This window comes from Micromonospora sp. AB353 (assembly GCF_049538395.1).
GTDB classification, from domain to species: domain Bacteria; phylum Actinomycetota; class Actinomycetes; order Mycobacteriales; family Micromonosporaceae; genus Micromonospora; species Micromonospora aurantiaca.
Genome location: NZ_JBMVFV010000030.1, coordinates 13,303 through 24,386, shown reverse-complemented (window position 1 = coordinate 24,386; position 11,084 = coordinate 13,303). Strand labels below are relative to the sequence as shown.

The 11,084-nt window shown below is 72.4% G+C and carries 9 protein-coding genes; 6 read left to right on the top strand and 3 right to left on the bottom strand.

The window, feature by feature from the left end:
• The 3 genes from ACPCK6_RS14930 to ACPCK6_RS14920 are packed head-to-tail and all read left to right on the top strand — an operon-like array spanning position 1 to position 3,162.
• Entirely contained in the window at positions 1–1,287 is a 1,287-nt protein-coding gene (locus ACPCK6_RS14930) for a nicotinate phosphoribosyltransferase (protein ID WP_318332605.1), read from the top strand.
• A 15-nt stretch (positions 1,288–1,302) separates the two neighbouring features.
• On the top strand, positions 1,303–1,884 hold the full coding sequence (locus tag ACPCK6_RS14925; protein ID WP_355507349.1) for an isochorismatase family protein: 582 nt from the start codon (positions 1,303–1,305) through the stop codon (positions 1,882–1,884).
• Between the two features lie 39 nt (positions 1,885–1,923).
• Positions 1,924–3,162 carry an MFS transporter gene (locus ACPCK6_RS14920; RefSeq protein WP_423481395.1) on the top strand — a complete coding sequence of 413 codons (1,239 nt, stop codon included), beginning with the start codon at positions 1,924–1,926 and terminating at the stop codon, positions 3,160–3,162.
• A 316-nt stretch (positions 3,163–3,478) separates the two neighbouring features.
• Here the strand turns inward: ACPCK6_RS14920 and ctaD are convergent, their stop codons facing one another.
• Both ctaD and ACPCK6_RS14910 read right to left on the bottom strand, forming a co-directional pair.
• Complete coding sequence (gene ctaD / locus ACPCK6_RS14915) at positions 3,479–5,236, bottom strand: aa3-type cytochrome oxidase subunit I (protein ID WP_013284349.1); 1,758 nt, start codon at positions 5,234–5,236, stop codon at positions 3,479–3,481.
• A gap of 127 nt (positions 5,237–5,363) precedes the next feature.
• Positions 5,364–6,470 (bottom strand): FAD-dependent monooxygenase, encoded by a 1,107-nt coding sequence (locus tag ACPCK6_RS14910; protein ID WP_396880118.1) that lies wholly within the window; start codon positions 6,468–6,470, stop codon positions 5,364–5,366.
• Positions 6,471–6,799: 329 nt separating this feature from the next.
• On the opposite strand from ACPCK6_RS14910, the gene ACPCK6_RS14905 reads away from it, so the two are divergent.
• Positions 6,800–7,936, top strand: coding sequence for a glycoside hydrolase family 12 protein (locus tag ACPCK6_RS14905; protein WP_423481394.1), 1,137 nt, complete (start codon positions 6,800–6,802; stop codon positions 7,934–7,936).
• A gap of 62 nt (positions 7,937–7,998) precedes the next feature.
• Here the strand turns inward: ACPCK6_RS14905 and ACPCK6_RS14900 are convergent, their stop codons facing one another.
• Positions 7,999–8,781, bottom strand: coding sequence for an aldo/keto reductase (locus ACPCK6_RS14900; RefSeq protein ID WP_423481393.1), 783 nt, complete (start codon positions 8,779–8,781; stop codon positions 7,999–8,001).
• A 78-nt stretch (positions 8,782–8,859) separates the two neighbouring features.
• Here ACPCK6_RS14900 and ACPCK6_RS14895 point away from each other — a divergent pair, with 78 nt between their 5' ends.
• Together ACPCK6_RS14895 and ACPCK6_RS14890 are read left to right on the top strand one after the other, a co-directional pair.
• Positions 8,860–9,894 carry a DNA polymerase ligase N-terminal domain-containing protein gene (locus tag ACPCK6_RS14895; protein WP_423481392.1) on the top strand — a complete coding sequence of 345 codons (1,035 nt, stop codon included), beginning with the start codon at positions 8,860–8,862 and terminating at the stop codon, positions 9,892–9,894.
• Positions 9,895–9,902: 8 nt separating this feature from the next.
• Entirely contained in the window at positions 9,903–11,084 is a 1,182-nt protein-coding gene (locus ACPCK6_RS14890) for a threonine synthase (RefSeq protein ID WP_396880115.1), read from the top strand.

The window sequence follows — 11,084 nt, the reverse complement described above, 5'->3', positions numbered from 1 at the left end:
GTGAGCACCCTTCGTCCCGCGCTGCTGACCGACCACTACGAGCTGACCATGGTCAGCGCGGCCCTGCGTGACGGCACGGCCGACCGACGCTGCGTCTTCGAGGTGTTCAGCCGGCGGCTGCCGGCCGGGCGCCGGTACGGCGTGGTCGCCGGAACCGGCCGCCTGATCGAGATGATCCGCGACTTCCGGTTCGACCCGGCGGAGATCGACTTCCTGCGCCGTACCGGTGTGGTGGACGAGCCGGCCGCGCAGTGGCTGGCCGGCTACCGGTTCACCGGCGACATCGACGGCTACGCCGAGGGCGAGCTGTTCTTCCCCGGCTCCCCGATCCTCACCGTGTCCGGCACGTTCGCCGAGTGCGTGGTGCTGGAGACGCTCGTCCTGTCGGTGCTCAACCACGACTGCGCGGTCGCCGCCGCCGCGGCCCGGATGGTCACCGCCGCCCGGGGCCGGGCGCTGATCGAGATGGGCTCCCGCCGGGCGCACGAGGAGGCCGCCGTCGCGGCGGCGCGGTCCGCGTACCTGGCCGGGTTCCGCTTCACCTCCAACCTGGCCGCCGGGCAGCGCTACGGCATCCCCACCGCGGGCACCGCCGCGCACGCCTTCACGCTGCTGCACGACGACGAGCGGGCCGCGTTCGCCTCCCAGGTCGCTACGCTGGGCAAGGACACCACGTTGCTCGTCGACACGTACGACATCGCCCAGGGCATCCGCAACGCGATCGCGGTGGCCGGGCCGGAGCTGCGGGCGGTCCGGATCGACTCCGGCGACCTCGCGGTGATCGCCCAGCAGTCCCGCGAGCTGCTCGACTCACTCGGCGCCACCGAGACGAAGATCATCGTCTCCGGTGACCTCGACGAGTACGCCATCGCCGCGCTCGCCGCCGAACCGGTCGACATGTACGGCGCCGGCACCGCGGTGGTGACCGGCTCCGGCGCGCCCACCGCCGGCCTGGTCTACAAGCTGGTCGAGGTGGAGGGGCGGCCGGTGGTCAAGCGCTCCGAGCACAAGGCCACCATCGGCGGCCGGAAGGTCGCGGTCCGCCGGCACAAGCCCACCGGCACCGCCACCGAGGAGGTCATCGTGCCGCAGGGCGTACCGGACCGGCAGCCCAACGACCGGCTGCTCCAGCACTCGTACGTGGTGTCGGGCGAGCCGGAGACGCTGCCCACGCTGGAGGAGTCCCGGGACCACCTGCGCCAGTGCCTGATCTCGATCCCGTGGGAGGGGCTCAAGCTCTCCGCCGGGGATCCCGCCGTACCGGTGACCGTCGTACCCGCGAGCTGAGGAGGAACCCGTCAGATGGCGAACGCCCTGATCATCGTGGACGTGCAGAACGACTTCTGCGAGGGCGGCTCCCTCGCGGTCGGTGGCGGAGCCGGCGTGGCCGCCGGCATCTCCCGGCTGCTCGCCGCCGAGCCGGACCGGTGGGACCACGTGGTCGCGACGAAGGACTACCACGTCGACCCGGGCGCGCACTTCGGCGACCCGCCGGACTACGTCGACTCCTGGCCACGGCACTGCGTGGTGGGCACCTCCGGCTCCGAGTTCCACAGCGAGCTGGCGACCGACCGGGTCGAGGTGATCTTCCACAAGGGCGAGCACGCGGCCGCGTACTCCGGGTTCGAAGGCCACGCGCCCGACGGCGAGTGCCTGGCCGACTGGCTGCGCCGGCACGACGTGGACCGGGTCGACGTGGTCGGCATCGCCACCGACCACTGCGTACGCGCGACCGCCCTGGACGCCGCCCGGGAGGGCTTCCGGACCACCGTGCTGCTCGACCTGACCGCCGCCGTCGCGCCGGACACGCTCGACGTGGCGCTGCGGGCACTCGACGGCGCCGGGGTGACAATGGTGGGCGAGCCTGTGATCGCCACCGCTTGACCCGGTAATCGCTTGCGGGTGTCGTACCCCGGCCCCAGGATGGCGCCGGAGGTACGGACCGTCGTGAACCTGAAGCCTTACCGGGATGCGCTCGCCCTACCCGGTCTCCGATCGTTGCTGCTGGTGTCGGTGCTGGCCCGTGTGCCGCTGACCGCCACCGGGGTGACGCTCACCTTCTACGTGGTGCTCGACCTGGGCCGCGGCTACGGCGCCGCCGGCCTGGTCGGCGCCGCGTCGACGATCGGCGCGGCGGTCGGCGCGCCGCTGCTCGGGCGGCTCATCGATCGCCGAGGGCTCCGGCCGGTGCTGGTGCTCACCACCGTCGCCGAGGCGCTCTTCTGGTCCGCCGCGCCCACACTGCCGTACCCGGTGCTCCTGCCGGCCGCGTTCTTCGCCGGGCTGCTCGCCCTGCCGATCTTCTCGATGGTCCGCCAGTCGATCGCCGCGCTGGTGCCGGTGGAGAAGCGCCGCCCCGCGTACGCGCTGGACTCGATGGCCGTGGAGCTGTCGTTCATGGTCGGCCCGGCGCTCGCCGTCGCGTTGGCCACCGCCGTCACGCCGCGCCTGACGCTCTGGGCGGTCGGCGCCGGCATCGTCGCCTCCGGCATCTGCTTCTGGCTGCTCGACCCGCCGATCCGGGCCGCCGACGAACCGGCCGGTCCGCCGCGCCCGGTGCACCGCCGCGAATGGCTCACCCCGCGCCTGCTGGCCGTCCTGGCGGTCAGCCTCGCCGCCACCCTGGTGCTCGGCGGCACCGACGTCGCGGTGGTCGCCGTGCTCAGAGAGGGAGGCGAGGTCGGCTGGACCGGCGCCGTGCTGGCCGCCTGGGCGGTCGCCTCGCTGGCCGGCGGCTTCGCCTACGGCGCGGTACGCCGCTCGTTCTCCCCGCTGGCGCTGATGGCCGCGCTGAGCCTCACCACCATCCCGGTCGGGCTGGGCGGGTCGCACTGGTGGCTGCTCTGCCTGGCGCTGATCCCGGCCGGTGCGCTCTGCGCGCCCACCATCGCGTCCACCTCCGACGCGGTCAGCCGGCTGGCCCCGTCCTCCGTCCGAGGTCTGGCGATGGGCCTGCACGGTTCCGCCGTGACGGTCGGCATCGCGCTCGGCGCACCGCTGGCCGGCGCGGTCATCGACGCCTCCGCGCCCGCGTGGGGCTTCGTGGTCACCGGCGCGATCGGCGCGCTGGTGGCGCTGGCGGTGCTCCCGATAGAGCTGCGCCACCGCCGCACCCGACTCCCCACCCCGACCGACCCCGACCTGGCCCTGGCCTCCCGCTAGCCCTCGGCCCTCGCTCACGCCTTCCGCCCCCTACCCCGCCCGGCGTGATCGAGGAATTCGTGCTCCCCCGAGGCGGGGCGAAACCAGTACGGGGAGGTGGCTAGTTCCAGGCGCTCCGGACACCACCACTCCCCCGAACTGGTGCCGCACCCCGCCCCCCACCCCGGTGATCATGAAGTTGGCGGCGACAAATCGGACACGGAACACCGTCAACTTCATGATCAACGGGGATGGGCGGGCGGGCGGGGCGGGCGGGAGGAAACAGGGCGGGCGCCGCACCCCCGTGAGGGAGTGCGGCGCCCGGCCTTGGACTGCGTCAGCGCTGGTCGAGGTTGCCTGCGGTGTCCTCCTGGTAGCTGGCGCCACCGTTGACCTCGCTGGTCAGCGGCTTGGCACCACCCTCGGGCGGACCGGCCAGGCTCTGCCCGGCGGCAAGCTCGGGGAACTTCGCGTCGAACGCCGGCCGCTCCGAGCGGATCCGCGGCATGCGGTCGAAGTTGCGCAGCGGCGGCGGGGAGCTGGTGGCCCACTCGAGCGAGTTGCCGTGGCCCCACGGGTCGTCGACCTCGACGACCGGGCCGGTCTTGTACGACTTCCAGCAGTTCCAGATGAACGGCAGCGTCGAGATACCGGTGATGAACGCGCCGATCGTGGAGATCGTGTTCAGCGTGGTGAAGCCGTCGGCGGCCTGGTAGTCGGCGTACCGGCGCGGCATGCCCTCGTTGCCCAGCCAGTGCTGCACCAGGAACGTGGTGTGGAAGCCGATCATGGTCAGCCAGAAGTGGATCTTGCCGAGCCGCTCGTCGAGCATCCGGCCGAACATCTTCGGGAACCAGAAGTAGATGCCGGCGAACACCGCGAACACGATCGTGCCGAAGAGCACGTAGTGGAAGTGCGCCACCACGAAGTACGAGTCGTGCAGGTGGAAGTCGAGCGGCGGGCTGGCCAGCAGCACACCGGTGAGACCACCGAAGAGGAAGGTCACCAGGAAGCCGATCGAGAACAGCATCGGCGTCTCGAAGGTGATCTGGCCCCGCCACATGGTGCCGATCCAGTTGAAGAACTTCATACCGGTCGGCACCGCGATCAGGTAGCTCAGGAAGCTGAAGAAGGGCAGCAGCACCTGGCCGGTGGCGAACATGTGGTGCGCCCAGACGCTCATCGACAGGGCGGCGATGGCGATGGTGGCGGCCACCAGGCCCTTGTAGCCGAAGATCGGCTTCCGGGAGAACACCGGGATGATCTCGCTGATGATGCCGAAGAACGGCAGCGCGATGATGTACACCTCGGGGTGACCGAAGAACCAGAACAGGTGCTGCCACAGCATCGGCCCGCCGGTCGCCGGGTCGTACACGTGGGCGCCCATCAGGCGGTCCGCGGCGAGCGCGAACAGCGCGGCGGCCAGCAGCGGGAAGACCAGGATCGCCAGCAGGCTGGTGACCAGCATGTTCCAGGTGAAGATCGGCATCCGGAACATGGTCATGCCGGGCGCGCGCAGGGTCAGGATCGTGGTGATCAGGTTGACCGCGCCGAGGATCGTGCCCAGACCGGAGATGGCCAGGCCGACGACCCACATGTTCGCGCCCACGCCCGGGGCGTGGTCGGCGGTGCTCAGCGGCGTGTACGCGGTCCAGCCGAAGTCGGCCGCGCCGCCCGGGGCGATGAAGCCCGCGGTGGCGAGCGTGCCGCCGAACAGGTACAGCCAGTAGGCGAAGGCGTTGAGCCGGGGGAACGACACGTCCGGCGCGCCGATCTGCAGCGGCACCACGTAGTTCGCGAAGGCGAACACGATCGGCGTCGCGAAGAACAGCAGCATGATCGTGCCGTGCATCGTGAAGAGCTGGTTGTACTGCTCGGGCGACAGGAACTGCAGGCCCGGTCGCGCGAGTTCGGCACGCATGATCAGGGCCATCAGGCCACCGATCATGAAGAACACGAACGCGGTGACCATGTACATGATCCCGATCTGCTTCGCGTCCGTGGTGCGCAGCAGCCGCGCGATGGCCGACCCCTTGACCGGCTCCCGGACCGGCCAGGGCCGGGTCACGACCGGCTTGGGTGCGACGGTGGTCACGAGTGGCCTCCGGTTCTGGTTGTCCCGCTCGGCGCGCTGGTCATCGGCGCAGCCGTCATCCGCAAGGAGGATAGTCCCCGGTAGGTGGCCCCGCCGCGTGGGGTGGGCGGCTACGATCTCCCGCTCTCTAGAGGGGACCGGTCAGGAGCCGGTAGTGCTCCCGGAAGATCCGGCCGCCGCGTCCGCGCAGCAACGGGTCGCGCAGCGCCGGCGGCACGTCGCGGGTGCGGTTGCGGTCCCGGGTCCGGTCCCGCACCCAGCGGGTACGCGGGCGGCGACGACTCTCGTACGCGATCAGCGCGGCGTCGACGCTGCCGGCGGCCCGCAGCGACTCGGCGAGCACGACGGCGTCCTCCAGCGCCATGGCGGCACCCTGGGACAGCGTCGGCGCGGTGGCGTGAGCGGCGTCACCGACGAGCAGCACCCGGCCGTGGAACCAGCGTCCCAGCTCGACCTCCTCGGTGCGCTCCACGCATACGGTCTCCAGCGCGGCCAGCACCTCGGGCACCGGGCCGCCGTAGGAGCCGAACAGCTCGTGCAGGCGGGCGATCGGGTCGGCGGGCAGGTCGGTGCCGGCCTCGTCGGCATAGCAGTAGAGCCGCCCGGCGCCGAGCGGCACCACGAGGAACCCGGCCCGCTGGCCGAGCAGGGCGGTCCAGTCCGCGATGCGGGGGCCGCCGCGCACCAGGGCGCGGTAGACCACCTGCCCGGCGGGGCGTGGCGGTCCGCCGAGCGCGGCGAGCGTCCGTACCGCCGAGCGGGGCCCGTCGGCGCCGACGACCAGGTCGTACTCCGCGGTGGTGCCGTCGGTGAAACCGACGGCGACCCGGCCGGGCAGCGGGTCGACGGTGCTCACCTCGGCGCCGTGGCGCACCGCGCCGCCGGCACCGGTGAGCAGCACCCGGTGCAGTTCGGCCCGGGGCAGCGCCCGGCACTCCCCCACGCCCGCCCAGAGCGCGTCGAGGTCGACCTCGCACAGCGGCGCTCCGGCGGCGTCGAGGAAGCGCTGCCGGTGGATCACCTGGCCGAGCGGGCGCAGCGGCCCGTCGAGGTCGAGCCGGCGCATCGCCCGGGCGGCGTTACCTGGTAGGTAGAGGCCGGTCTCGGTCGACTCAGTGGGTGGCAGCCGCTCGGTGACGTCGGGCCGGAACCCCGCCAGGCGCAGCGCCCGGGCCACGGCGAGGCCGGCGATGCCCGCGCCGACGACGAGGATGCGCAGGGGGGAACCACCCATCACGGGGTACGCCTCCGGAGGGGGATCGGAACGCGTTGGAGGCAAGACATTACTCGCCGCAACCAGGCGGCGGAAGTGCCCGTGTGCCCTGGTGCGGGCCGCCGGTCGGCGGCACACCCCGTCCCACCGGCAGGAATCCCGCCTCCATCTGGGGGAAGGCGGCGGTCGCGGCGGTCGCTCGCGCCACCGACCGGACGCGGAGCGTTAACGAGCCCGGCGCATTTGCGCAATGATTCGAGACATGTAAATGTGTTCAGTGCACCGTGGGAGCGCTCCCGCACGTACCACCGACCGAACCGGCGCCGTCCCGCGCCGAGCCAAGGAGCATCATGAAGCGTCCACTCAGGGCCCTCGCGGCGGCCGGACTGCTCGCCGCCGGCACCCTCGTCGCCGTCGCGCTCGGCGGCACCGCCTCCGCCGACACCCAGATCTGCGAGCAGTACGGCTCGACCACGATCGGCGGCAAGTACGTGGTGCAGAACAACCGCTGGGGCACCAGTGCCCAGCAGTGCATCAACGTCACCTCGACCGGCTTCTCGATCACCCGCGCGGACGGCTCCGCGCCGACAAACGGGGCGCCGGTCGCGTACCCGTCGATCTTCGTGGGCTGCCACTACACCAACTGCTCGCCCGGCACGAACCTGCCCGTGCAGGTGAAGAACATCAGCAGCGCGCCGTCCAGCATCAGCTACAACTACGTCAGCGGCGCGACCTTCAACGCGTCGTACGACATCTGGCTCGACCCGTCGCCCAAGCGCGACGGCGTCAACCAGATGGAGATCATGATCTGGCTCAACCGGCAGGGCTCGATCCAGCCCATCGGCTCGCCGGTCGGCACCGCCAGCATCGCCGGCCGCACCTGGGAGGTCTGGCGCGGCAGCAACGGCTCCAACAACGTCATCTCGTACCTGTCGCCGTCGGCCATCCCCAGCTTCAGCTTCGACGCGATGGCGTTCATCAACGACACCCGCAACCGGGGCGCGATCACCAACGACTGGTACCTGACCAGCATCCAGGCCGGCTTCGAGCCGTGGCAGGGCGGCGTCGGGCTGGCGGTGAACTCGTTCTCGCAGAGCGTGAACACCGGCGGCTCGAACCCGCCGCCGACCACGTCGGCGCCGACCACCCCCCCGCCGTCGGGCGGCGCGTCCTGCACCGTCACCTACAAGGCGGCGAACGTGTGGAACAACGGCTTCACCGCCGACGTGACGGTCAAGAACACCGGCTCCGGCACGATCAACGGCTGGACGCTCAACTACAACCTGCCCTCCGGGCAGACGGTCACCAACGCGTGGAACGCCACCGTGAGCCAGAGCGGCTCGGCGGTGACCGCCCGTAACGCCGGCTACAACGGCACGCTGGCGCCGGGGGCGTCCACCAGCTTCGGCTACCAGGCGACGCTGAACGGCAGCTACTCCGCGCCGAGCAGCTTCACGCTCAACGGCTCCACCTGCGCCCGGGGCTGACCACCGCACAGGAGAAGGGGGCGCGGTCCGTCGCGGACCGCGCCCCCTTCCCCGGGTACGCCTCAGCCGGCGAGTGCGTCGACGTCGCGCATCTCCTCGGCGGTGAGCGAGAACCCGAACACGTCGACGTTGGCCCGGATGCGCTCCGGCGTGACCGACTTCGGAATCACCACGATCTCGTGGTCGATGTGCCAGCGCAGCACCACCTGGGCCGGCGACACGTCGTGCGCCTGGGCGATGCGGACCAGCACCGGGTCGGACAGGTCACTGGTCTTGAACGGGCTGTACCCCTCCAGCGCCACGCCCCGGTCCCGGTGGGCGGCGTGTGTGCGCCTGTCGTACAGCGACGGGCTCCAGCGGATCTGGTTGACCGCCGGCGTCTCCTCGGTGGCCTGGATCAGCTCGTCGATCTGCCCGATCGAGTAGTTGCTCACCCCCACCGTGCGCGCCATGTTCTCGTCCCGCGCGGCGAGCATCTCCCGCCACACCGGGATGCTGTCGCCCGGCGCGGACGGCGGCCAGTGCACCAGCCACAGGTCGACGTAGTCGGTGTCCAGGGCGGCCAGGCTGGCCTCGATGGTCTCCCGCTCCCGGCCCACCCGGTCCGGCGGCAGCTTGGTGGTGATGAAGACGTCCTCGCGGCGCAGACCGCTCTCCTTGACCGCCCGCCCGACCTCCTTCTCGTTGCCGTACATGGTGGCCGTGTCGATGTGGCGGTAGCCGGCGTCCAGCGCGGCGAGCACCGCCTGGTAACCGGCCTCGCCGGTGGCCTGCCACGTGCCGAAGCCGAGCAGCGGGATCCGGACGTCGCCGGCGAGCGGGAGGGTGGGCTGGTCGCTGTCCATGTCCCCCGTTCTACCCCGGTTGGCCGCACACACACCGGCATCCCGGCGCGTACGGCGGGTCTGGGGGAGGATGCGGGGATGGCGGACCGGCTGGAGGAGTACCGGCGGAAACGGGACGCCGCGCGTACCCCGGAACCGGTGCCCGAGCGGGCTGCCGGCCGGAAGCGGTCCGCGCGGCGCGCGCCCCGCTTCGTCATCCAGCAGCACCACGCCCGGAGCCTGCACTGGGATCTGCGCCTGGAGCACGACGGCGTGCTGGCCTCCTGGGCGGTGCCGCGCGGCCTGCCCCGCGACCCAGGCCGCAACCATCTGGCGGTGCACACCGAGGACCACCCGATGGAGTACCTGACGTTCCACGGGGAGATCCCCGCCGGGGAGTACGGCGGCGGGCGGATGACAGTGCACGACACCGGCACCTACCGGGCGGAGAAGTGGCGCGACGACGAGGTGATCGTGGTGCTCGACGGCGAGCGCACGAAGGGCCGGTACGTCCTGTTCGCCACCGGCGGGCGGGGCCGGGACTGGATGATCAGGCGCACCGACCCGGCGCCGGAGGGCTGGACGCCGATGCCCGAACTGGTCCGCCCGATGCGGCCCGCCGAGGGCGGGCGGCTGCCGCGCGACGCCGCCGCCTGGGGGTACGAGCTGCGCTGGGCGGGCGTGCGCGCGATGGCGTACGTCTCGGGCGGCCGGCTGCGGCTGCTCGACGGCGACGACACCGACGTCACCGGGTCGTACCCCTGGGCGCGGGGCATGGCCGAGGCGCTGGCCCCGGCCGAGGCGGTGCTCGACGGCGTGCTGGTCCGGATCGACCCGGCCGGGCGGGTCCGTCCGCCGACCCGGCGCGACGGTCAGTTCCTCGCCGTCGACCTGCTCTGGCTGGAGGGCGTGTCCAGCCTCGACGTGCCGTACGCGCAACGCCGTGACCTGCTCGACGGTCTGGCGCTCACCGGTCCGCACTGGCAGACTCCGCCGTGGTTCCCGGGAGTCGGCGCGGACGCCCTACGGGCCGCCCGTGAGCAGGGGCTCCCGGGAGTGGTGGCGAAACGCCTCGACTCCCCGTACGAGCCGGGCCGGCGCAGCCGGCACTGGCTGAGCATCGACGCGAGCTGAGGACCACCGTGCACCTGACGCACCTGGAGTGCCCGCGCTGCGGCAGTGAACACCCGGCCGACGTGTTGCAGAACCTGTGCGGCTGCGGCTCGCCGCTGCTGGCCCGCTACGACCTCGCCGCGGTGGCCGCCACCGTCGCGCCGGAGCGGTTCGGGCTGCGCCCGGCCGACCTGTGGCGCTACCGGGAACTGCTGCCGGTGGCCGACCCCCGGTGCGTGACCACGCTGGGCGAGGGCTGGACGCCGATGTGGCGCGCGCCGGCGTACGGCCACGAGATCGGCATCGCGGATCTGATCGTCAAGGACGAGGGGCTGACCCCGACCGGGTCGTTCAAGGCGCGCGGCGCGTCGGTGGGCGTGAGCCGGGCCCGGGAGCTGGGCGTGCGGCGGATCGCCATGCCCACGAACGGCAACGCGGGAGCGGCCTGGGCCACGTACGCGGCGCGGGCCGGGATCGGCGCGACGATCGCCATGCCGCTGGCCGCGCCGACGATCTGCCGCGAGGAGTGCCTCGCCGCCGGCGCCGACCTGCGGCTGATCGACGGCCTGATAAACGACGCGGGGCGGGACATCGCCGAGCTGATCGCCGGGTCGGACGGCGGGATCTTCGACGCCGGCACGCTGCGCGAGCCGTACCGCCTCGAAGGCAAGAAGACCATGGGGTACGAGATCGTCGAGCAGCTCGGCTGGCAGGTGCCCGACGTGATCGTCTATCCGACCGGCGGGGGCGTCGGGCTGATCGGCATCCACAAGGCGCTGCACGAGCTGCGCGAGCTGGGCTGGGTGGAGGACCGGCTGCCCCGGCTGGTCGCGGTGCAGTCCACCGGGTGCGCGCCGATCGTGCGGGCGTTCGCGGCCGGCGAGGAGCGCGTCACCCCGTGGCAGGACGCGCACACCGTCGCGTTCGGCATCACCGTGCCCGCGCCGCTCGGCGACGAGCTGATCCTGTCGGCGCTGCGGGAGAGCGCCGGCACCGCGATCGCGGTGGACGACGCGGAGATCCTCGCCGACCTGCGCGACTTCGCCGCCCGGGAGGGGCTGCTGCTCTGCCCGGAGGGCGCGGCCTGCCTGACCGCCGCCCGGCACCTGCGCGCGGGCGGGTGGATCCGGCCCGGTGAGCGCGTGGTGGTGCTCAACACCGGCGCCGGCCTGAAATACCCCGGCCTGGTGCAAGGAGGGGCCCCTTCTTAA